Here is a 22,655-nt window from a genome sequence, read left to right as displayed (position 1 = left end):
GGGGGCTCAGCAGGTGTTGTGGGCTTTTAGCCTACTCGTGTCTATTTTTTGTTTTTTGAGATGTAGTCAACTATGTTTTGTACCGTTTTGAATTTTTCAACTTCCTCATCCGGGATATCGATGTTGAATTCTTCTTGTAGAGCCATGCTGAGCTCGACAAGTTCTAAACTGCTACCCTTGAAATCCTTGGTTATGTCAGATGTCGGCTTTACCTCTACTACCGCTGCTTCCAAATGCTCGGCCACCAATTCTTTTACACGTGTCATTACCTCTTCCATGATCATCATCTCCTCGCTTGCGATTTTTACTGACTACTGAAATCCTAAAATTAGGCCTCAACAGAAAAGCTGTCTACTGACATTAATAACAGCTGTTCAACAGTGGGAGATCTGAGCCGTTTGGCCGTGCTCGTATTAAGCCCGTCGATAAATCGCTAAACTCGCCACCTCACAAGGACGACTCAAGGACCTGGTATGCCGCTCCCTTCTGACACCCTGCGCCGTACGCTGGTGATCTGGCTGTATGCCGTCGCAGTTGCGCATGTGCTGGGCAGTCTGGTGTTCACTTGGGCAGGCTTTTCCGGCTTGCTCGACGGCTACCTGACTACGCTTGAGCAGGCCTTCTGGACCGATGCGGTTCCCGCCGCTGCTCGCGCGCAACAGGTTTGGTGGATGGCGCTGTTTGGCGCAACCTTGCAAACGTATTCCGTGTACATGCTGGCGCTGGTGCACCTGGGCAACCGCCTGAAAAGCGCCATGCCCTGGGGCTGGCTGATTGCGAGCCTGCTGCTGTGGGCGCCTCAGGACATCCTGATTTCCGTGCGTGGGGGCGTCTGGTCGCACGTATGGCTCGATCTGGCGGCGTTGCTGGCGTTGTTGCCGCCGCTGATCTGGCTGTATCGCCATGACCGCCGCACTTCGGTTGTTCACGCGTCGAAGGACCCTCGTCATGTCTGACTTGCCGCTGCTGTATCTGCTGGCGGGCAACGGCAGCAGTGCCGAATGGTGGGACGACGCGCTGCCGCATTTTCAGCGGCATCGAGCCGTGCCGCTGGAACTGCCAGGCTTCGGCAATAATCCTCAGCCACCCTGCGAAGATCTCGCCGCCTATGCCGATGCGCTGTTGGCGGCGACCGTGAAGGGCAGCGCCATCGTCGCTGTGGGCGTCAATGCCTTGCTGGTCATGCATGCCTTGCAGCGCCAGCCCGGACACTTCTGCAGAAGCGTGCTGCTGGCCCCGGTGGGGGCTTTTCTGTGGCAGCGGCGCTTGCCTGCGCTGATGTCGCCGCTGCCCATTCGCAAGACCATTCACTGGCTGCTGGCCAACAAGCCCACGCTGTTTGCGCACAAGTTTTCCAGGCAGACCTGGCCAGCCGAGCACTACCAGCGCATGGGCTCCGGTTACGCCCGCTGCCGTGCATTCGTGCCGTATTGGGACCTGGTGCGCGCCGACACCGCGCTGCCACTGCTGGAGTGGGTGCAAGATCCGATAGAGCTGGTCTGGGGCGATCAGGACGAGGTCCTGGGTATCGAGCAGGCGGCAGCGTGGTCGGCCATTCTGGCGCGTGCCGACCTGAGCATCAGCCTGAAACCGGGCTGGGGTCACTACCCGTGGATCGACGCGCCCGCCGAGTTTGCGCAGTGGCTGGAGTCGGGCGAGCGCGGCTTCGTTGCGCACACCAAAGGCGGCCGTCTGCGTCTGGCGGCCATCGCCGGGCAATCGGTGCCCGATGCACTGTCTCTGGTGCAGGGCGATGACTCGGCCTTGCCCGGGTTTCTGGCCCGTCAGCCTGACGCTATCTGGGCCGTGCGCTCATCCAGCTTCGGTGAGGATCAGGCCGATGCGGCCAATGCCGGTCTGAGCACCACTTTTCTTCGCGAGCCCAGCCACAACGTACCCGTGCGCGTTGCAGAGCTGCACAACGCTGGCGTCGAAGAGGTGGTGGTACAGCGCTTCATCACGCCGGTGCTTTCCGGGATCGCTTTCGTGCGTCACCTGTCGGTCGAGCTGGAGTGGGTGCAAGGGCATCTGGAGTCGCTGGCCGACGGTCAGGCAAGTCCTGAGCGAGCAATCATTTCCCGCCTCGGCGCGGCCTGGAGCAGCGGCGACTTCAAGCCATCCCACGGTTTGACTGAGGAGGCGCTCTGGGACTTCCTGCAGGGCATTCTGCGCGTATTCCACTACGTGCCGGGCGACGTCGAGTGGGCCTGGGATGGCCGCCAGCTGTGGCTGCTGCAGTACCGCCCGATCAGTGACTACGGCTGGCGCCGCCACCTGACCGCCGCCAATATTGCGGAGATCCTGCCGCCCCAGCCCAGCAGGCTGGTCGAGTACGCACAGCGGCGTGCCGCAGGCAGCATCCCGGCGATCATGGCGCGTTGGGATTCGCGCGTGTTGCAGGACAACGAGCCATTCACCGCACTGTTTGGCGCAGCTTCCTACATCAACAACGACCTGTTTCTCGCACGTTTGGCTGACTGGGGCATCGCCTCCAGCAGCTACGCCGATGAGGTCGGCGGCGCAGCACCGCATCTACCGTGGCGACCACTGCGTCTGCTGCGCTCATTGCCGGTGTTTCTGCGGATGCAACGTGTCGCGCGTGGCCACTTGTTGACCCTGGAAAAGCAACTGCACCGTTTCGACCGAGAGCTGTATGCCCTGACGGCCCAAGGTGCTGACGGTCAGCAATTGGCTGACTGGTTCACCCGTTTCTACGTATTCGTCGTGCAAGGCAACCTGTGCATCGCCACCTCGCTGGCCAGCAGCGGCGGAGACTTGCTGGGACGTCCACCGACCGCTTACGACGACCTGGAGCACTGCCCGCACCGGCTGCCCTGGGAAACCGACCCCGCGACCCCACGCCCGGCAGCCACTGACCTGCCTTTACAAGCCTTCCCGACCTGGCCGGGTTTCATTCGCATCGCCCACCGCGCAGGCCTGCCGGGCATGCGCGGCTACTACCTGCAAGTACGCGAGTGGTATCGCGACAACCTGATGCGCCTGTTCTTCCGCCTGCATCACGCCATGCCCAGCGCCGACCGGGAACACTGGTTTGCGCCGCATCCAGACATTCGCAGCCGTGCCGGCAGCTTCTGGCAGGACGGCCGCGAAGGCACCGAGCAGGCCACCGGTTTCATGATCTATCCTGGCCAGGTGCAAGGCATTCTGGGCGAGGACATCCTGCTGGAAGACACCCTCGACCCCGGACGCCACGCGCACTACCAAAACGCCCGCGCGGTGATTGCGCGCATGGGCGGACGTCTCTCGCATGGCTCGACCTTGCTGCGTGAACTGCGCAAACCCTCGGCCGTGCTGCCGCAGGTTGATCTGGCGTGGGTGGGGCGTGAAGTGCTGTATGTGGATGGGGAGTTGAGGTTGGTGGGAGGGCAGGCACGCAGTCGGGTTCTCGCCGACAAGGTATAGCCAAACGCTTACACGCGGTGGAGGGATTTGGCCATTTCCGAACTGGTCCCTCCTCCGTATTATTGGATCCATCAAGTGGTGAACAGGAGTTCACCAGGATCAAGGATGATCGACCATTGCCTCGGAGGCAGCCGACAGGAGGTCGGGATGGTCTTGGAAAAACCCGCTTCGGCGGGTTTTTTGTTGGGTGCGATAAAGTCCTCGTCGATCTCGGATCATGTGCGCGGTGCCTTCCGCTTGCGCAGGCTCTGACGATGTTTCTCGAGGTCTTTACGGCGATGCATCTCCCGACAGATCTTCTTGCGCTCGCACCGAATGAGCGCCCACTGCACACGCAATTCGCGACCGTGCCGGCTGTTGAGCGATAAAAGGCCCAGCGATGGGAAAAGCAGACAAACAATATCAGTGCGGTCATGCCAGAAGTCACAACGCTTCTGGCTCTGAGTTAGTCAGGTGATGTTCGTCACCTGCGTGTCCTGCCCCATACTGCGCAAGAACTTTCGCTGCTGCCTGAGCAACTCACGGTAGTCGATGCAGCGATAGTGCAGACCGTGGCGGGGGGCCAGATCGGCAATGATGTTCGCCAGTGCCGGGTAGTGTCGATGACTCCAGCCAGGGAACAGGTGATGAGTCAGATGAAAGTTCAGCCCGCCCACGGCATGGTGCAGCCAGCGTGGAGAGGTTTGCCAGTCGCAGGTTGTCGCGAAGTTATGTCGATACCAGCCGTGTGGCATCAACGGGCTGTCTGATGGCTGATAGAACTCCGCTTCTGCCCAGTGCGTACCGAGCAGCAGAAATACCACCCAGAGAGAGGCGAGCATCTGGCTCAAAAAGTACGCGATCAGCACCGTCGTCCAGCTGCCCTCGAATATCACCAGCGGCACTATCAGTACCAGCAGCAGATGGCATGCCTTGCTGGCCAGAAATACCACCCAGCCTTTGTTTCCCGGAAGGATTCTTTTGGCTTTGAGCGGCGTCTTTCCAAGGCGATCCGACCAGTCGAATATCCATGAGATGTAGGGCAGCGACAACGCTGCGACCATGGGCCAGTAAATGTGTTGATAACGCATGTGCTTACGCCAGCCCTGGAAGGGCGACTGTCGCAGGACGCCATTTTCCTCGGTGTCCAGATCGTAATGTTCAACGTTGGCATAGGCATGATGAAACTGCACATGCCTGACTCGCCAGTAATCCGGATCAATTCCGAGCGGCAAGGTCATCAACCTCCCCACCAGCCGGTTTGCCCAGGCCGCCCGGAAAAAAGCATTGTGGGTGGCGTCGTGAAATACCATTACGTTGAGTAGCATGCCTGTCAGGACAAACAGGAAATAGCAGCCCACGAATGCCCACGCATTGTGTTGCATAAGGCTCGAGGCATAAAAACCGCCGCACAGCAGGGTAAGGAGCATTGCCGTCACCTTTTGCCGAATGCTTGCGTAGCGATGGTCGTCTGCCAGGTAGGCGTGCGCCGCCTGCTTGAGGGCGTGATGAAATGCCTGTTCGCCATCGGCAGGAAATGACAGGGGGGCAAGTGACTCAGCCATGATGTTTTTCCACCGGATTTGCGGCTGAAAGGTTGTAGCCGCGAGAAGACACGGCCACCCATGCGCCGTGCAGGGCGAGGGCGACCATCGGCAATTGCCAGTAAACCTGCGACCAGCCGTAATAACCCAGAAAAAGCAACGCCAGCCCCAGGCTAACTATTAGCCAGACGGGAATACTCCAGGTCCTCGCTTCGGTCATTCCTCCCAGAGCCACCGAGCCCACCACAAGAAAGACGAACAGGACGACCTGCGGCCAGGTGATGTCGCTGTAGCCATAGCCGTATTGATAGATATAGCCCACCACCAGCGCGAAGAGCAGCAACGCGCCGCTGAAAATGCTCAAACCCGAAACGCGCGAGCGGGTCGGTTCGTTCGATTTTATCGACAGTCGCAGGTAATGCAGAAAAGGTACGTTGCTGGCCCAGAACGGATTTGCGGAAGAGCGAGGCCCTCCGATTCCAAACGTGTAAGGCACATCGGGCAGCCTGGAAAATGTGCCGAACAGCTTGTCCCAGAAAATGAAAGTACCGCCGAAGTTCTTGTCTGAGTAGGCCCGGTCTTTGACGTGATGCACGCGATGATGGGTCGGAGTAACGAAAATCTTCTCAAGCACGCCCAGCCTGGGTGTCAGCGCATTATGGTTAAAGAACTGCATCGAGTAATGCAGGATCGACACTGTGACAAACACATGCAGGGGTACCCCCAGCACGGCCAGAAGAATGAAGAACGGAATCGAGGTGAGTGACGAATACCATGAATTACGCACGCCCAGGGACAGGTTGAAGTGCTCGCCCTGATGATGCACCACATGCACGGCCCAGAGTACGCCAACGTGGTGATGCAGACGGTGCAGCCAGTAGAAACAGAAATCCCAGGCCAGCAATGCGAACGCCCAGATCAATAGAGGCGGCCATGTATCCAGCAGGCCAAGGCTCAAGTACGCGGCGACAAGTCCGTAACAGATGACTTCCAGGCCACGGAACAGCCATAGCATGAGGTGGCCGGAATTCAGATTGAACACTACGTCATGCCAGTCAACCGGCTTGCGCTGCATCCACTGCAGAATGACGGCCTCGCCTGTTACGGCCAGCAGCATGATGATGATCGGAATGGCCAGATCGCTCATTGCATATTCCCTTTAAGTGCGACTGGCCTGCTTCGGCCGAGCGCATCGACCAGCATGCCCGCCACCAGTGCGAGCACGGCGCCACTGACCACGTCGATGAACAGATGACGGCGCAATTGCAGGATCGAATAGGCAATGGCGGCCACCCATACGATAAACACTGCAGTACGTACGCTACGCCTTGCTGCACTGATCCCCCAGACTGCCAGCACCATCAGGGCCATGTGCAGGGATGGCAGGCAATTCTGGGGCGAGTCCACATAGGTCAGTGCTGCCAGCAGTGTAGAGCTTAACGTTGTGCCCTCATCGACCGGGTAAACCATCGTTGTCGGCCACAGCAGATAGACCGTTCCGGCACCCAGTGCGGTAAGACGCATGGCGCGAGACAGCCAGCGCACCCGATCGAGTGGGGTCATTAGATAGCCCAGTGGAACAACCACGAAGAACGACAGGTAAAGCCAGATTGCGTGCGGCGTGAATGTGATCATTCGGTCGAGCGGCGAGGGTGTCATGACCTGACCGGTGCTCTGCAAATGGTCGGTCAGCGTATAGATCAGACCGACCGAACCCCAGCCAAGCAGCATGTGCCACAACCGAAACATCATTGGGGTGTTCATGCTTTTGCCTGCCGGACAATACGGCGTCGTTTTCGATCGAAGTTCGGCATCACGTTCTGCACCGTCAGTTGCCATTCAAGTTTGTCAGTGGCAATACCCTGTTGTGTAAACAGGGCGACAAGTTGTCTGCGGCTGTGCTCCAGTTCGGTTTGCGTACAGTCTGCAATCAGCTGCAGCCGGGTTTTCGAAAGCTGAATCAAGCGGTAGTCACTGGTCAGTGGCAGTGCATTGGCAATTGCCCGACTGCACAGGTCGGCAAAGATAATCTGCATCTCACCGTGCTGGTCGGGCAGCGAAAGCTGATCGTCGCGGCGACCTTCGATTCGGGAAATTGCCATCGAATGCTGACCACACGGGCAGGGCTCGGATTGCCTGACCAGTACATCATCCAGTCGGTAGCGTACGATAGGCTGGGTGCTGCGAGTGAAGTCGGTGATCAACGGCGTGAAGCGCTGCTCATCAAGCCACTGGGGCTCGATATGCACGAACTCTTCGTTCAAATGCAGCGTGCCATGAGAGCACGTGGCGGCCAGAAAACCTTCAGTTGCCTGATAGACCTCGCCGACCTCGCGGAACACCGTGTTCAGCAACTGGCGATCCTGCGCATCCAAGACTTCGGCAACGGAGATCACCTTTTTCACGTCGAGTTGAATCTGCCCGTCCAGAACGGCCAGCGCCAAGGCGCGTAGCACCTGTGCCGGTGCCACGATGATGGTCGGTGCCTGCGCTTGCAGGCGAGGCAATTGCTCAAGGAATGGTGAAAACAGATCGTAAAAGGCCAGGCTCAACCAGCGATTGTCCACGCTGTGGTACAGGTTGCTGTCCGCACGTAGAAAAAGTGCCACTCGCTCACCCGCGAAAATACCGTCTGGCAGCATCTTGGCAAGCATCCCGCCCGCCCAGATCTGCTGTTCCTGCGGGCTCACGACGAAAACGCCACGCTGCCCTGACGTGCCCGAGGACAGCCCGACGCTAAAGCGGCCGATGCGTGGCGTGAAGTCGCGCTCGGCTTCGCCGCGCCTTGCGCAGGCCAGCAACTGATCACGTTGCAGACCTGCGGTGTTCATCTGGTCGAACTGCGTCATCATCAGCGCTTTGTCCATCAGCGGCCATTCGTTGAATGGCAGAGCGCTGTAAGCCCGAAAATAAGGACTTTTGGCCAGCACCCTGTAGGCAAAGCGTTTCAGTTGCCTGTTCTGAAAATGCTCCAGTGCCTGGCGACTGGAAAAGCGCAGGCGACGTGCTCGCCAGTAGTGCCAGAGCGTCATCACCGGGATCATAAATCGCCCTCGTGGCACAAACGAATATCCACATGGCCTGCTGCCCACAACAGGTTCAGACGGTTCAGCGTCTGGTAGTAGGCCTTGCTGTCGTCCATCAGCACGTTGGCAAGCACAGAAGGCCCGCGTAATTCTTGATAGCTCAGCGGCGACCACGCTGAATCACTGGCCAGCAGTGTCCAGCCCTCGTCAGTGAGAATAAATGCCCCCAGGTGTCCGGCGGCATGACCTGGTAGTGGCACCAGAACAATCTGCCCGTCACTGCCCGGTAGTTCGTAGCCATGTGTAAACGGGGCCAACTGTGCAGACAGGCTCACCTGCTCAAAGCCCTCCACGAACTGCAACGCTGCTTCGAAACCTTCGGGAATCAGTCCTGGTACGAAGGCGCGCTTGAGCGCGGCGATGCCACGTAATGAGCGGGTTTTCTGCCAGCCTTCGCCCGAGCAGATAAAGTCGAGATGACTGAAGTCCCGCAGGCCGGCGATGTGATCGGCATGAAAGTGGGAAATAATCAGCGCCTGAATGTCGTTGGCCGCGTAACCCGCATTACGCAGCTGATCCAGCAGCGTTTCACCCGCATCCAGGTATACCGGGGTAACCTGGCTGTAGATGCGGAACACCCCTGAACGGGTATGCTCCTGAAAATGGTTGGCGTAGCCGGTATCCCATAACCAGCGGCGATCGCCAACCTCCAGCAGATACGCTCTGGACGGAAATTTGCAGACCCGCAGGCCCGCGCCTTGCAACGCCATACAACCGATATGCGTGCAGTAACCCACTTCGAAAGTGGTGATGCTAGCCATGGCGCTTCACCGCTTGAGACTTGAGCCATTGCCCCGTGAGCTGAATACTTTCTTCCATCGTATACCGAGGTCGGTAGCCCAACTCTTCAATGGCTCGCGTCTGGCTCAGGGTCATATCGAAGTTCACCGCCGCCACACTGTATCGGGTCAGCACGGGTTCCTTGCGCGTTATACAGGCCAGAAGCTCGAGTGCCGTCGCCAGCGAGTGCAGCAATCGGTAAGGCACGCGCTGCACACGATAACGAATGCCAAGTTGCTCGTGCAGTAACAACTGCAAGGTATCCACCAGTCGCATGGGCTGATGATTGGTGACGTTGTAGGCGGCGCCTGAAGACAAAGAATCGTTATGGCTCGCCAGGTCCATGGCGTGCACAACGTTCAGTACAAACGTCAGGTCCAGTACTGCCTCACCACCACCGGGCAAACGCAGCATGCCGCGGTCGCGTTCTATCTGGCCCAGAATCCGGGGCAGAATCACCCGGTCATGGGGGCCGAACAAGCCTCGGGGCCGCAGGATAATAAACGTGGTCTGTGGATAAAGCGGCACCATCGCCTGTATGGATTGTTCTGCCTGGTACTTGCTGCTGGCGTAGTGATTGGCGAATCGTCGGGCACGGTATTGCTCGTCAATACACTCATGGTCTTGAAAGTCGAAATAGATCGCAGGCGTGGATATGTGCACGAAGCGCGAAACGCCGCAGCGGCCCGCTGCCTCGGCCAGCTTTTCTGTGACGACTACATTGGCCTCATGAAACTCGGCCTCGCTACCCCAGGGAGAAGACTTTGCCGCGCAGTGCCAGACCACGTCACTGCCGAGCATCAATTGCTCGCATTGCTGTGCTGTAGCCCGGGTCAGATCCAGGGCGGTGAACGCCGCTCCTTGTTCTCGCAGCAGATTCCCCACTGCCGAGTCACGTCCGGTGGCATGTACCCTATGGCCTGCGTTCAATAGCCACTCTGCCGCATTGCGTCCGAGGCCACTGGTGGCGCCGGTCAGCAGAACCTTCATGGCAGCAGCACCATGCCCGCCAATGTCAAACCGGCAGCGGTACCGATCAGCATCACGGGTTTGCCGGGTGTAAAGCGGCCGGTGGTAAAAGCAGTATGCAGCGCCGTCGGAATCGATGCCGAGACCTGGTTACCGTGATAGCGATAAATATCCACCAGTACCTCAGGCCGTACTCCAAGCCTTTTTCGCATGTGCTCAAGCGAAAGATGGCTGGCCTGATGGGGGACCACGGTGGCGATCTCGGCAAGCGTCAATCCGCTCCTTTCCAAAAGGCGTGCGAGGTAGCCCTCGATCAACGCGGCAGCCTGACGAAACAGCTGCTTGCCCTTCATATGGAACAGAAAGTCGCTGTCAGTCATGCCAGCACGTGGATTGCGTCGTGTACCGCCTGCTTGAATCTCACACAGGTCGCTGCCCTGTGGATAAGTCTCGGACAGGCTGCTCAGAATGCCGCTGCTGCCGTCACCGCGTTCGACAATGGCGCAGGCTGCTCCGTCGCCGAGGATCAGCGAGCTTTCTTCGTCATCCCAGTCGATACCGCGTGAAACGAGATCTGCCGACACGACCGCAATGCGTTTGTAGATCCCGGCATTGAGCAAGCCGGCAGCGACCTGTAGCGCTGTAATGAAGCCGACGCAACTGCTGTTGATATCAAAGCCGGGCGTACCCGATGGCAGGTGGGCCGCTTTGAGAATCAATGCTGCCGTGCAGGGTAAGGCCTGCATGGGCACTGCCGAGGCCGAGATCAACAGATCGATCGAACCCGCCGGGATCTGCTCTCTTCTCAGGGCATCCTGAAGTGCTTGTGCTGCAAGTTCGGCCTGGCTGGCATCGAGTGTTGCGTGAAAACGGCAATGTACGCCCGAGCGCTTTTCGACATAGCCCGCAGGCTTGTTCAATAACGTGTCCAGCGCAGACGAGTCCACTCGATTTGCGGGCACCGCTACGCCAGTCGCAATGACTTTCAGTGGCAGCAAGGCTGCGGGGGAGGAGGGCGCTGTCATTGGAGTCCTGGCTTCGCATCCATGTGGCAATTACCTGAATGACTGATTCAAATATAACGCTGGCTGAACATGGCATGGGTCGATGAACCGCGAACCCTCATGCTCGGCAAGGGTAGGGTGTCATCGGTTATCTTTTCGGGTTAAAGACGCATGCCCTTGAACGGGTTCCAGCCTTGCTCGCCTTTTACTTCTTTGAGGTAGTACGAATAATTGACGGTCAAGGCATACATCAGCGAGAAGGCCACATTCAGACCTCCCCCCAGCGCGTAAGGAACCTCGGTTCCCAAAAGCGTACATACCAGAAGGATCAAGGCGTTGGTCGCGAGCATTATGCCAATCAACGCAATGCCTTTTTTCCACAGGCCCAGCACGAAGAAGTAAATGGGACCAAAGAAATACGCGATGACGTTGAAATTGATCCGCATTTTCTTCCTGAAGCCAGGAAGTGACTTCAGGCCAGCCTTGAAGCGTGGATCGTTCGGCGCACCATACGTCTCGAAGAAATTGAAGCGCTCCTGCCACTTGGCGCTGTAGGTGCCAGTGTTGCGCGTCTGATCTGCTGTGCTCATGGTGCTGCTCCTGATGTTCCATTGGGGTGACGTCTTTCTTCCGGGAAATCCTGTGTTCTGGTGTTTTTCTGATCAGGGTGCTGAGTGTATGGAGTTTTCGGGTGGTGTACTACGCAACCGCGTCACCTGGGCGCTAAATCGCCACAATTATTCATCTGGTCAGACTGATAGGCAGCCATTGACTGAAGTCGCTCGTTTTTTTGGTCAGGTTGCGGCCAGGTTATCGGCTGTCGTGGCTGACCCGTCCCCATGACCGGACGTGCATCAACCATTTTTACGAAGCGCATCAGGTTCAATGCTCTGCTTCCAGGATACTGATCGTTGGTTCTTGATAGTTTTTATCTATCGAAATGCCCGATTTTTTTAATAATGACTCTGCCGCTGCTCGCTCTTTTGCCATTTTTCTTAGTTCGGCGGGCACTAGAGTTTTCCAGTGTTCACGATCGTCGCTGTCCATAAGGAAGGTCTGAAGTAGGCAGACTTTTTAACCCTCCCGTTGCTTCAAAGTTTCAAAAAACGTCGTTTCAATCGAAAATCAGACCTTTGCCTCGCCCAACTCCTCTTTTTTCTTCGGACAAGCGCTTTTTAGCGTCAATTGTCCACATTACAGGCGCACCTCTCCTGTATTCAGCAGTCGTTTTCGCATCATCCACAGATTGGACAGAGCAAATAGCGTGGTCTGCTGCGCAGTGTTTTTCAGCAGGCCTCGGAAGCGTACTTTCGTATAACCAAACTGGCGTTTGATCACTCGAAACGGATGCTCAACCTTGGCGCGCAGTTGAGCTTTCGCGTATTCGATTTTGCGACGCATGCGCCCGATCAGACTTTCCTTTGCATGCTTTTTATAACTGCTGGGCCGCGCTGCAATCGACCATATCATTTGGCGATTTTGATGCTCGGGACGCTTTTCGACACCGGTGTAGCCCGCGTCGCCAGAGACGTAAGTTTCTTCTCCGTGCAGTAACTGGTCGACCTGAGTTACGTCAGCTACATTCGCCGCCGTGCCCACCACGCTATGCACCAAACCGGATTCGGCATCGACACCGATGTGCGCTTTCATCCCGAAGAAATATTGATTTCCTTTCTTCGTCTGGTGCATTTCAGGGTCACGTTTTCCGTCCTCGTTCTTGGTCGAACTCGCCGCATGGATGATCGTTGCATCGACCACGGTGCCCTGGCGCAGCAACAAACCACGGTCGCCCAAATAGCCATTGATGACCTGCAAAATCCCACCGGCCAGCTCATGTTTCTCCAGCAGTCGGCGGAAATTGAGGATCGTGGTTTCGTCCGGAATCCGATCCAGGTGCAGTCCTGCAAACTGTCGCAGAATTGTGGTTTCGTAGAGCGATTCTTCCATGGCCGGATCGCTGTAGCCGAACCAGTTTTGCATCAGATGAACCCGCAACATCGCCATCAACGGATAGGCAGGGCGACCACCTTCGCCCTTTGGATAGTGTGGCTCGATCAGTTTGACCAAGCCATTCCAGGGCACGACCTGATCCATCTCGATCAGGAAGCGTTCACGGCGGGTTTGTTTGCGTTTGCCAGCGTATTCGGCGTCAGCGAAGGACATCTGCTTCATCGGGACTCAACCGTTCAGTGCTTGGGACTGGCGTATTTCACCAGATTTGGAAGTCTTTTTCAGAGTTTCCATAAAGCTTTTATAGAACTCAGTTTCCGACCTGAAGCTGAGGGTAAATAAATAAGAACCACGTTCCTGCTTGGAGTCAGGTGTATTTTCATGCTGAACACTAAAGGTAAGGTATACACCATCCTTATAAAAATACCAGTCGCTGAGCATCGGTGAAGACAGCCACTCTTCCTTTGAGAGGATTAAGGCTGGATCTTTCCATGGCCCTGTAACAGCAGGCTTTTCAAGCACAGTGTCAAAGTCTTTAAATTTTCTAGCCTCGGATCCCGGTATTCTTGCTTCATTGGGGTAAATGTAGCGCCTCCAGCCTGTTGCTTTCAGATTTCCGAGTTGCTGGTAAAAATAGTCGATGGCCTTGGTGGGTTCCGAGTTTGAGGGTACTCCACCTAATATAATTTTGGCATTAGTAATGTTACTGTCTTCAATCGTGCTGAATACAGCGCTGACAACATCGTCAAATATCAGAGGTTGCTGGCTTGACTCGATGACAGCCGTCGCCTTGCTTGAGTTTTGTAGAGGAATGTCAAAATCGTAAAAGCAAATTTTGTCATTACAGTCCCTGTCAAAATTCACAGTTGACGCTGAAAGCAAGGTTTCAACAGGCTCATCCAGTTTAAATTTTATCAGTAGCGGTTTCTGTTTCATATCAGGGTTTCCACAGGCTGTAAGAAACAAAAGTAGCGTCAAAAAAATTTTTTATGCATGGTCGTGCCAGGACGATATTTCCATAATAGTATTTTCCATATATTTTTTATTTATGTCCATAAGTGTGTGAAATTTGTCTGCGATTTTAGTGATAAACTTCATTCTTTCGGTAGGGTCGTACAGTTGAACTTCGGTCATTGTTACATTGAGCTTAGGATTATCTGACTCACAAGCAGTGCTAAAGGCAGCAAGCCGACGAGGCACGCCGAAATGACCTTCCAGTTTAGATTGACCGTATAAAAGAGTTTTGAATCCGAAGCTCTCATAGATTAAAGGTTGTAATATTTTCCTTTGCTCATGGTTTGCGATGGCTATTAAGGAGGCTAGCTGCTGTTGTCTCTGGGCGTCCCTGCCACGGATGGTTTCAATTTTAGCTATCAAGGAAAATCCCAGTCTCAGATAATCAGTGACTTTAAGATTGTCTATTTTCAGTAGCGCGTCTTCTGCCCAAGGTAGCTTTTTAAATGACGCTTTGAATTCTTCGTTGTACTCGTTGAAGTCGCGCTTTTCAATACATTCAGTGAATTGCTCTGGAAAATTTATATAAAACCAGTGCCAAACGAAGATGTCTTGGAATAGCCAAAATTTCCTTTGCCTAAGTAATTTTTTGTTGCTTCAAACGCAGCCAATGATGGAAATGCATAGCGCCAGTTTGAAGTGCTGGAATAGTCTAGCGCACACATTACCTGCTTGCTCGCAAACGCCGCTAAACCGGTCCATTAAAATCGCCCCTTCAATGCGGGCTTCCCTTTGAGCTCTTGTTCTAGATAAATTCTGGCGTAGTTGCCTGCAATGCGCGCGGCACGTGCACTAAAATCGCTTATTAACTTATATTGTGCTGGTTTCAGGCAGGGTACGCGAGACTGTACACTCAATCGACGAACGGCAACTTGCTGGCCGATCGACCATAACGCTTCACATCCTGGATTCAGGTCATTGATCGAGCAAGCATGAGGGTTAAAGTTAAAGTCATCTTTCATGATTTTTTACTCGGAGAATATTCGTCCGATCCTGGGGGCACGATCAACTCGTCAGGCACAAGCGTAACCTTGCCATTACCAGGCTTGTCACTAAAAATCCGTGGAATGTTACCGTCTTGGTCGGTAAAAAATACTTTCTTGCCTTCGTCAGGAATATCAACCTCGACCGCGACATCCTCAAGCGGTACACCGTGCGTGGTCATGAGGCGATTTTGCTCGTCATACAGCCCTGCGGGTACTGCGATGGGAAGCTCCTTATTTGCATAGTCCATGCTTGCGGGACCGCTGAGGGTCTTTTTGGCACCTTTGATGTCTATTGTGCCTGGCGCATGCACCTCGATATTGCCGCGTATGATCCTGATATAAGCGCCGCCACTGGTGAGCAAAATTTCCTTCTGTGCAGACATTTCCACTAACTGTGCAAGAGAGGTGATTTTCATGCCCTGCTGCGCGGTCAATTCCATCGCATCACTCTGCGCCTGCAGCTCGATCTTGCCCTTGGCAGCAAACAGCTTGGCTCCGGCGTTCTGCGCAAACAGGCTGATGCTTTGCGCGACGCTGGCCAGCAGGGATTTGCCGCTAGCAATGCTGACGTCTTCGCCGGTACTCAGGGTCAGGTGTTTGCCGCTGTGCAGGTGTGTGCTTTTTGGGGTCGCAGTGGCGATATCGGCAGGGGAGGAGGCGATCAGCAGAGGTTGCTGGTAACCCGGTGTCTTGCCGCGTCCGCCGCTGCGGATCGCCCAGGCGGTATCGCCGCCGTTGCGTTGCTGCTCGCCGGGGCCTTGGCTCGGGCTGCCGTCGTCACTGCCGTAGGTCACGTCGGCATCGCTGTTGAGCTGGGTGAGGCTGTCCAGGCCTTCCTGCATGGGCAGGGCGTTGTGCTGTTGCGCGGTGTCGGACAGGGTCTTGACGCGTTGCTCGCTGTTTTTCAGTTGTTGCTGCGCTTCGCTGGCATCGATCTGTGCGCCCTGGGCTCCGCTGCGTTTCCAGGTGCTGAGGTATAAACCCTGCTGGGCGCGCAGTGCGCCGTAGGCATCGGTGCGTAACTCGAAACCCGTACCACGCAGACCGCCGCGGTTGTTGCCGCGCTGGTCGATCAGGTAACCAAGGTTAAGCTGGGTATGCCCGTGGCTGCTGTGGATCTGGGGGAGGACCTGGCCGGTCGAGTCGTCCATCACCCACTGGTTGAAACCACCTCCGCCGACTTCCTTGCTTTTGTAGCCTGCCATCAGACCGCTGGAGTGCCAGGCGGGTTTGTGACCGCCGTAGACCTGGCCCATGACCAGTGGCCGATCAATGTCGTTATCCAGGAAGGTGATAACCACCTCTTCACCGGCACGCGGCACATGTACGCTGCCCCAGTCCGGTCCGCTGCTCGGTTGCATCATGCGCAGCCAGCAGGAACCCAGTTCGCCATCCTGAGACAGGCGGTCCCAGTGAAAGCGTACGCAAATCCGGTTCAAGGTGTCGGTAAACACTTCATGGCCGCTGGGCGTGACGACCACTGCGGTCTGTTGGCCGAGGCTTTTGGGTTTGAAATGCTCCGACGGGCTGCGGAACGGCACGCTGTGCAACTGGCCTTCGAAGCGATTGAGGAAGAAGCCATGGCTGCCGACGCCCAAGGTGTCCGCTACCTTGTTCACGACGCCAAGCCCTGAAGGCTCAGGGCGCACCGATCTGAACAGCGCCGCCAGACTACCCGGTACTTCGCGGCGCTCCTTGGCCAGTGGCAAATTGCTCTCGGCGAACATCTCGACTTCGATCAGCAAAAACTGACGCTCTTCGGCTGCCTTGCGCTCGTACAGCGGATGCTGGGTCAGCTCAAACCAGCGCCCGGCTTCCATCTGCCGCACGCCGCTTTGACCTTGCACACGACGTGCCTGGGATTCACGCTGTTCGATCTGCACGCGGCTCAGCCATTCGCCCCGGTCCTGCTTCTGCCAGCCGTACTGGCCCTGATACTCGTAACGCTCCAGCGCCTGCGGGGCCGAAGCGGCCTGTAGGGCAGGCATCACGGTTTCTCGAGGTTGGCCGTGGGCCAGGTAATCGACACTGCGCCAATGCAGCTTGCCGCTCAACAACTGCGAACCACTGCTCCACTGGGTAATGCCATCCTGCTTTTCGGTGGCGTTCTGGGTGTGAAACCGAATGCTCTGCGGTGCCAGCGCGGGGAGGGTATCGACGGTATCGGTAAAGACGATGCAATGCTTGTCCGCCGTGTGTTCGACGTACCAGAAAAGACCTTCCTGCTCGCACCAGCGCTGCACGAAGTTGGCATCACTTTCATTGAACTGGGTAACGTAGGAAAGCGGGGCGTATTCGCGACGCAGGTCCAGGCGGTAATTGCCCTTGGCCTGCTCGTACATCGAGAAAACGGCTTCCAGAATTGTCGGCAGATTCTTGTCCTGCCAGATGCGGCAGTCGAGTCGGTATTCGAGCAGGCTGAACCAGGGCGCGAAGACCAGTTGCCAGTCATGCAGACCGCCGTCATTGCCCAGATAGCGCACGCTCTCGACCAGGCCATGACGCTGCGCGGGAGAACCGTCATCGCAGAGAATCGCCAGGCTGACGGGTTGGCCGATGAGTTTTTCAGGATCGTATTCGGTGTCCTGCACCACCACGTCGAGGGTGTAGCGAGGAACGCGCCCGATGCGCTCGACCGCATGCATACGCAGGGCCTGAAGCTGATGCTCGCCCAGCGGCGTGGTGAGTTGCAGCAGGCGTCCGCTCTGGCTGAGGGCGGTACCGAATGTCAGATCCATGGTGTAACTCCTTTACCGCTTGAATCGGTTTGCGACGTATCTTTGGTTTAACCCGCTTCTACGGGAGGTTTGGCATCTTTATAGTTTTCATCGATCTTTATGCCCATTTTTTTCAGTTGCGCCTCTGTCTTCTGCCGCTCTTTCCCCATTCGGGTTAATTCGGCAGGCAGAAGTTCTCTCCAGCGTGCGCGATCTTCGCCTCTCACGAATTCGGCGTAGAACTCACTTTCTGATTTGAACGTCCATGTAAACAAGTAAGATCCACGGTTCTGCGGGTCGTCTTTGCTGTTCTCGCGCTGTACCATCAGATCAAGATACTCGTGACCGCTGTAGAACATCCACGTGTTGATCATAGGCAATGAGACCCATACCTGCTTCGTAAGCTTGAGATTTGGGTCCATCCAGGGACCTGTACCAACATTTTTACCTAACACTTCATTTAAGTTGGTAAATTTGCCGGCTTCTGTACCGGGTATTCTCGCTTCATTAGGGAAAATGTAACGCTGCCATCCCGCAGCGTCTAGATTCTGTACTTGTTGATAAAAGTACGCCATTGCGTCTTCATGTTTCGCATGGGTTGATACTCCTGCTACATACACGTCTATATCTGTAATAAGCCCTAGGGGATTGGTGACGATAGTGGTTGAACTAACGTTCTCAATCGCTAATATGGTGGATGCTGAGCGTACCTTTACAGTGATCAGTTCAGAGGATTTTGACGGCACTATAAATTGGTAGAGACACATCGTATCATCGCAGTCTTTTCGCAGTTTTACAGATGTTGAAGCCAAGACAGTATCAATTGATACTCCAAGAGAGAGTTCGATCTCACGATTTTTTGTATTCATATCCGAATCCTCACAACCGGTCAGCAGTATGAAAGCCGCTATCATATATTTAAGTAGTGCGTTCATTCCACGTCCCTATCGTCATAATTGCCTTTTCCATCTCAACATTTTTTCTTTGCATTCTCCGATGATACGTAGAGGCAATTGTTGTAATAAAGATCATTCTGTCCTCGGCGTCGTACAGCTCGCCATCGGACATGATGACATCCTGCTCCGGGTCGCCTGTATCGCATTCAACACTCAGGGACGCCAGTCGGCGCGGAACATCCCCGTACCCCTCAACCCACGTTTGCATGTACAACAGTGCCCTGAAGCTTTTATCCTCGTATATCAACGGTTGCAATATCATCAGTTGTTCATGTTTGGCAATTGCCAGGAGGGACTGAAATTTGTATTTTTCACGCAGTGTACCTGCCGGCTCCTTCTCTACAGCCGATATCAACTTGAAGCCGCTTACCAGATAATCAGTTACCTTCAGGTTGTTTATTTTGGGCAGTGCATCATCAATCCATGGCAGTTGCGCAAAGCTTTGCTTGAATCGTGGGTCATACGTACTGAAGTCCCGAGTCTTTATGCACTCATTGAACTGCTGTGGATAATTAATATAAAACCAGTGCCAGACGAAGATGTCCTGGAATAACCAGAAGTTTCCCTTGCCCAAAAATATCTTGGTAATCTCCAAGGGCGGTACGGCGGGTGGCAAATAGCGCATCTTTGTGTTACTGGAATAATCCAATGCACACATGACCTGTTTGCTTGCAAACGCCGCTAACCCTGTCCAGTAAAACCGTCCTTTTTGTTCGGGCTGGCCGTTGTGCTCTTGCTCCAGGTAAATACGTGCGTAATTGCCTGCGATCCGCGCAGCCCGCGTACTGAAGTCCTTGAGCAGTTCATACCTGGCCGGTTGCTTGTATTCGGCGCGGGTCTTCACGCACAAGCGCCTGATAGCCATTTGCTGGCCAAGTGTCCACATTTCGACACAGCCCGGATTCAGATCATTGATCGAGCAGGATTTTGGATTGAAATCAAAATTTTCCTTCATGAGTCTTTGCTCTGTCCGTCGTGTTCAAACCCGCGGTGTTCGGCTACCTCATCGCCAGCTTGCGCAATCGTCTTGCCGGTACTCAGCAACCAGGCTTGAGTCTGAGTAGAGGCGTGTCTATCAAATATCAGCACCGATCCCTGCCTCGCCCTGCCTGCGTGAAAAGCAAGTGCGAGTGACGTTAGTTGAGTCGCGCTCCTTCCTCGCTCGCCTGCCAGTAATGCCTGCCCAGCGACATGCTCCGCTACCACCAGGTTTGGCAGTTGGGTACTTGCGTAATGAGAGAGCTGCTCTAGACGTCTGTCATGAAGATGACCGTCGATGACGAGTGCCTGGATGTCGTTCGGTTGAATACCCCTCTGCTCGCAAAGGGCCTCTGCCAGCTGTTGCAGATCGGCGCTGCTTTGCCTTGGCTGCGATGCACGCGGAGAGTGTTCGCGGGTCATGGCTGGATAGAGTTGCCAGGTATTTTCCTCGTCGGGGTTGGCGTGGTCTACACGCCGCAGGTGCACGATCGAGATGCTTTCACCGACCATGGCGTCGCTGGGCAGAGCGCCAGCCCGGTCTTTTGTTGCCCAGGTGTCTATGCTGACGCACAGCAGGCAAGACGCTTCCGTATCGTTTTGAAGCGCCCAGGGCAACCATTCATCAAAGTTCAGCGAAGGAGTGTCGAAGCCCTCGCCGGGGAGGTAATCAAACGGCCAGATCGGCAAAGCATGATTCTCCCATGCTGATGGGGCGATGCCCGACGGCGCAAACAGTACTACCTTCGTGTTTTCCCAATCGACGCTGGCTGCGAAATCAGCCCATTGTGCGAGCATGGCCTCAAGCAGTTGAAGCGTACGTGGCAACGTATCGATTTCCGGTTTGTGCTGGGGCAGGCGAATGCGACGCAGGTTATAACGGTGGCCCGATGGACTGACCAATCTGGGATCGTGTTCAAAATCTCCGTTAACGGCTCCAAGCCATGTCCCTGACGCAGCTTGAGCAGGTTCGAGGTTCGGCAGCCACAGCCAGGCGTTGTCAATTTTGACGCGTGTGAGGTCATAGTCTGCTGGCTGACGTGCCGGAGTAGCCTGACGTTGTTCCTGTTCGCGTCGCTCACCAATGACATCCCATAAAGAGCGATGACCTTGGCCATAGGGCTTCAACATGCTGTCGTCCTTAAAATATGCCACAGTCACTGTTGGTGGCGATGAGACTGGAGCCACACGCAGTCTTGTCGCCATGGCGGGCAACCGGCCGGCCATCTACCAACGTTGACGTGTCACCTGTCGCGATTGCACAGACCCCATGCGGGCACATGACTTTATCGCCGACTCTGGCCACCAGTCGACCATTGACCAGAGTGGTCGGAGATCCTTCGACAACAACCCCGGCCCTGTCGGTCGGATCGTTCAGCAGAATGATCGGGCGCATGTTGATACTCCTTGTGGTTGGCTGTCAGAGCTTTTAATCGCGCTGCGGCAGAGTGCCCAGCAGATCGCGAATGCCATCGACGACGCTACCGTCCTTGATCACGTCGCTCAGCCAGCTTTCCAGCGGCATATTGCCCCATTTGATGGCGCGCTCTACCAGATAGGGCACCGGACTATGGGGTTCGGTCTGCTTGAAAAATTGTGCTACGCCTTGCAGCAGGGCAAACGCTTCGTCCCGGGTCAGTGGCACGGTGCGCATGGGCGCGCTGGCTGCCGGGTTGTCGACTCGAGTTACAGGCCGCTCGCTGACTGGTTCGACTTCAGCTTCATCTTTTGGTTGGTTAGCGGGTGCTGCCACCTCGACACCCCGGTCCTTGAGCAATCGCTCAACCAACTGCCGGGCGTGGGTAAGTACGTCATTGAGTGCGAGGAAGCTGGGTACGTCGCGCTCAAAGACGCTGTCGATGGTCGACTGCAATTGTTTGCAGGCAACCAGGCACTCACTCATCTCCGCGTATTTACGGTTCAGGTGATCGGTATCGGTAAGCACGACCGAGCGCTGGAACAATTCAGCGTTGATCTTGCCTTCTTCGAGAGCCTGGTTCATTGCCGACGAGTTCTGTCGAGCCAGGTTTTCAACTTGTCGAGATTCATCATATTTGAACAGGCTGTAGCCCTGTCCCTGGGTAATCGGTAGCGTACGGACCACTTCGGCCAAGGTTGTATTCAACCACCCCAAGCGAGCAGAACGCTCTTCGGTGCCGTCTTCCAGAGAAGGGAACAGGGTGTCCCAGAAATCTTCCAGCATGGCTTGAGCCACTGCCAGCGCGAAACGGATACCGCGGAAATGATATTTGTGCGCCAGACCTTCACCTAGCCATGCGACCAGCATCAAGTCTTTACTCTGTTCTGCAATCCCGGCGCTGGCCAGTTGCACAACCTGCTCCCAGTCGGCCTGTTTCAGATCGGTTTGCCAGTCGCCCTGAGTCAGATAGTCGACATCGGCGCGGCGTGCCTCCTTGATCTGATCGAACAGGCTGGAAAAACTCAGGTCTTCGCCCGCGCCACCCTGAATGGGAGTACGCAATGTGGCCAGCGAAAGGTCTTCGAGGATGTCAGACATGGACGGCTCTGCATTCAAAGGTGAAAAGAGAAGGCCTCCGCGCCCATACAGGCGCGGGACCCTCGGTTGAGCGGCCGAACAACGTCAGTCGCCCTAGGCCTTACTCAGGAGTAGACCTTGTTCAACGAGCGGTCCCAGCCGCCTGCAACCTTACCGCCGCCTGCGCCATCAGAACGCTTCTGCTGGGTATAGGCGATTTTGATGCGAGAGAAGTTGAACTTGATCTCTTCCAATGGCAGATCGCTCTCCGCCTTGGTTTCGCCAGCCACAGGCATGTTGCCCAGGAAGGTGACAGAAGAGATGACCACTTCTTCCAGCGTGATGGTCATGTAGGTCAGCTTGTCGCCGCCGGCACGGTTAAGGTTGAGGACAACTTCCTTGATGTGCTGGCCTTTGCAGCATGACTCGAAGGCTTTGGGAGAAGCCTTGTCGACATACTTGATAACCGTGAAGTCGCTCAGGTTAACGCGCTCGGAAGAAGCGCCTCCAGACGAACTGGCAGTCGCCGAAGTCGCCTGTGTAGCGCCGTGCGTGTAGCTCAGGATTTCGATCCAGTCCTTGAACTTGTCGTCCAGACTTTCACCCGGGATGCCGTCAATTTTGAGGAATGCGTCAAATGCCATTTTTCATTTCTCCTTAAAAGGGCTTTCATTGATCCACAAGTTGGATCGCCCTGTGTTTGACCCTGCCACGTAATGGCTGGGCCGTTCTAAAGCCATGCATGCCGAAGCAGGCACACACATGGCGATCG

General features: G+C 55.6%; 23 protein-coding genes and 1 pseudogene. 2 read left to right on the top strand and 22 right to left on the bottom strand.

Going from position 1 to position 22,655, the window contains the following annotated elements:
- Positions 1-41 precede the first annotated feature (41 nt).
- Complete coding sequence (gene acpP / locus PCPL58_RS27640; RefSeq protein WP_024661960.1) at positions 42-278, bottom strand: acyl carrier protein; 237 nt, start codon at positions 276-278, stop codon at positions 42-44.
- Between the two features lie 195 nt (positions 279-473).
- On the opposite strand from acpP, the gene PCPL58_RS27635 reads away from it, so the two are divergent.
- On the top strand, positions 474-956 hold the full coding sequence (locus PCPL58_RS27635) for a cell division protein (protein WP_065350914.1): 483 nt from the start codon (positions 474-476) through the stop codon (positions 954-956).
- Positions 949-3,423 carry a PEP-utilizing enzyme gene (locus PCPL58_RS27630; RefSeq protein ID WP_065350913.1) on the top strand — a complete coding sequence of 825 codons (2,475 nt, stop codon included), beginning with the start codon at positions 949-951 and terminating at the stop codon, positions 3,421-3,423. Before PCPL58_RS27635 ends, PCPL58_RS27630 begins: the two co-directional genes overlap by 8 nt.
- 215 nt (positions 3,424-3,638) lie before the next feature.
- Here the strand turns inward: PCPL58_RS27630 and PCPL58_RS31625 are convergent.
- The 21 genes and pseudogenes from PCPL58_RS31625 to PCPL58_RS27540 all read right to left on the bottom strand — a co-directional run.
- Positions 3,639-3,824, bottom strand: a pseudogene (locus PCPL58_RS31625) (hypothetical protein); the annotation flags it as partial.
- Between the two features lie 48 nt (positions 3,825-3,872).
- The gene (locus PCPL58_RS27625) at positions 3,873-4,967 is read right to left on the bottom strand and encodes a fatty acid desaturase family protein (protein ID WP_065350912.1); all 1,095 of its coding nucleotides are present in this window, start codon (positions 4,965-4,967) and stop codon (positions 3,873-3,875) included.
- Positions 4,960-6,093, bottom strand: a complete 1,134-nt coding sequence (locus PCPL58_RS27620) for a sterol desaturase family protein (protein WP_065350911.1) — start codon at positions 6,091-6,093, stop codon at positions 4,960-4,962. The genes PCPL58_RS27625 and PCPL58_RS27620 overlap by 8 nt, the downstream gene beginning before the upstream one ends.
- The gene (locus PCPL58_RS27615; RefSeq protein ID WP_065350910.1) at positions 6,090-6,710 is read right to left on the bottom strand and encodes a phosphatase PAP2 family protein; all 621 of its coding nucleotides are present in this window, start codon (positions 6,708-6,710) and stop codon (positions 6,090-6,092) included. The genes PCPL58_RS27620 and PCPL58_RS27615 overlap by 4 nt, the downstream gene beginning before the upstream one ends.
- Positions 6,707-7,990, bottom strand: coding sequence for a F390 synthetase-related protein (locus tag PCPL58_RS27610; RefSeq protein ID WP_065350909.1), 1,284 nt, complete (start codon positions 7,988-7,990; stop codon positions 6,707-6,709). The genes PCPL58_RS27615 and PCPL58_RS27610 overlap by 4 nt, the downstream gene beginning before the upstream one ends.
- Positions 7,987-8,793 (bottom strand): MBL fold metallo-hydrolase, encoded by an 807-nt coding sequence (locus PCPL58_RS27605; protein ID WP_065350908.1) that lies wholly within the window; start codon positions 8,791-8,793, stop codon positions 7,987-7,989. Before PCPL58_RS27605 ends, PCPL58_RS27610 begins: the two co-directional genes overlap by 4 nt.
- The gene (locus PCPL58_RS27600; protein ID WP_065350907.1) at positions 8,786-9,802 is read right to left on the bottom strand and encodes an NAD-dependent epimerase/dehydratase family protein; all 1,017 of its coding nucleotides are present in this window, start codon (positions 9,800-9,802) and stop codon (positions 8,786-8,788) included. Before PCPL58_RS27600 ends, PCPL58_RS27605 begins: the two co-directional genes overlap by 8 nt.
- Positions 9,799-10,806, bottom strand: coding sequence for a 3-oxoacyl-[acyl-carrier-protein] synthase III C-terminal domain-containing protein (locus PCPL58_RS27595; protein WP_065350906.1), 1,008 nt, complete (start codon positions 10,804-10,806; stop codon positions 9,799-9,801). The genes PCPL58_RS27600 and PCPL58_RS27595 overlap by 4 nt, the downstream gene beginning before the upstream one ends.
- A 140-nt stretch (positions 10,807-10,946) precedes the next feature.
- The gene (locus PCPL58_RS27590; RefSeq protein ID WP_065350905.1) at positions 10,947-11,375 is read right to left on the bottom strand and encodes a DUF2628 domain-containing protein; all 429 of its coding nucleotides are present in this window, start codon (positions 11,373-11,375) and stop codon (positions 10,947-10,949) included.
- 292 nt (positions 11,376-11,667) lie between these two features.
- Positions 11,668-11,832 carry a hypothetical protein gene (locus PCPL58_RS31275; protein WP_157893933.1) on the bottom strand — a complete coding sequence of 55 codons (165 nt, stop codon included), beginning with the start codon at positions 11,830-11,832 and terminating at the stop codon, positions 11,668-11,670.
- Between the two features lie 147 nt (positions 11,833-11,979).
- Complete coding sequence (locus PCPL58_RS27585; RefSeq protein WP_065348561.1) at positions 11,980-12,957, bottom strand: IS5 family transposase; 978 nt, start codon at positions 12,955-12,957, stop codon at positions 11,980-11,982.
- 6 nt (positions 12,958-12,963) lie between these two features.
- Positions 12,964-13,671 carry a hypothetical protein gene (locus PCPL58_RS27580; RefSeq protein ID WP_232002866.1) on the bottom strand — a complete coding sequence of 236 codons (708 nt, stop codon included), beginning with the start codon at positions 13,669-13,671 and terminating at the stop codon, positions 12,964-12,966.
- A 51-nt stretch (positions 13,672-13,722) separates the two neighbouring features.
- Complete coding sequence (locus tag PCPL58_RS32260; protein ID WP_414860625.1) at positions 13,723-14,298, bottom strand: DUF2515 family protein; 576 nt, start codon at positions 14,296-14,298, stop codon at positions 13,723-13,725.
- Between the two features lie 152 nt (positions 14,299-14,450).
- Complete coding sequence (locus PCPL58_RS31270) at positions 14,451-14,711, bottom strand: hypothetical protein (protein ID WP_157893932.1); 261 nt, start codon at positions 14,709-14,711, stop codon at positions 14,451-14,453.
- Positions 14,708-17,473 carry a type VI secretion system Vgr family protein gene (locus tag PCPL58_RS27570; protein WP_065350904.1) on the bottom strand — a complete coding sequence of 922 codons (2,766 nt, stop codon included), beginning with the start codon at positions 17,471-17,473 and terminating at the stop codon, positions 14,708-14,710. The genes PCPL58_RS31270 and PCPL58_RS27570 overlap by 4 nt, the downstream gene beginning before the upstream one ends.
- A gap of 47 nt (positions 17,474-17,520) precedes the next feature.
- The gene (locus tag PCPL58_RS27565; RefSeq protein ID WP_083188511.1) at positions 17,521-18,387 is read right to left on the bottom strand and encodes a hypothetical protein; all 867 of its coding nucleotides are present in this window, start codon (positions 18,385-18,387) and stop codon (positions 17,521-17,523) included.
- Positions 18,371-19,363, bottom strand: a complete 993-nt coding sequence (locus tag PCPL58_RS27560) for a DUF2515 family protein (protein WP_065350903.1) — start codon at positions 19,361-19,363, stop codon at positions 18,371-18,373. The genes PCPL58_RS27565 and PCPL58_RS27560 overlap by 17 nt, the downstream gene beginning before the upstream one ends.
- Entirely contained in the window at positions 19,360-20,517 is a 1,158-nt protein-coding gene (locus PCPL58_RS27555) for a hypothetical protein (RefSeq protein ID WP_065350902.1), read from the bottom strand. Before PCPL58_RS27555 ends, PCPL58_RS27560 begins: the two co-directional genes overlap by 4 nt.
- A 10-nt stretch (positions 20,518-20,527) precedes the next feature.
- Positions 20,528-20,782 (bottom strand): PAAR domain-containing protein, encoded by a 255-nt coding sequence (locus PCPL58_RS27550; protein ID WP_005730232.1) that lies wholly within the window; start codon positions 20,780-20,782, stop codon positions 20,528-20,530.
- A gap of 33 nt (positions 20,783-20,815) precedes the next feature.
- Complete coding sequence (gene tssA, locus PCPL58_RS27545) at positions 20,816-21,904, bottom strand: type VI secretion system protein TssA (RefSeq protein WP_010439132.1); 1,089 nt, start codon at positions 21,902-21,904, stop codon at positions 20,816-20,818.
- A gap of 104 nt (positions 21,905-22,008) precedes the next feature.
- Positions 22,009-22,527: an Hcp family type VI secretion system effector gene (locus PCPL58_RS27540; protein WP_005730234.1), complete on the bottom strand. Its 519-nt coding sequence runs from the start codon at positions 22,525-22,527 to the stop codon at positions 22,009-22,011.
- Positions 22,528-22,655 lie beyond the last annotated feature (128 nt).

Source organism: Pseudomonas cerasi, assembly GCF_900074915.1.
GTDB classification, from domain to species: domain Bacteria; phylum Pseudomonadota; class Gammaproteobacteria; order Pseudomonadales; family Pseudomonadaceae; genus Aquipseudomonas; species Aquipseudomonas cerasi.
The sequence above is the reverse complement of the archived record's forward strand: the minus strand, read 5'-3'. Positions and strand labels throughout refer to the sequence as shown.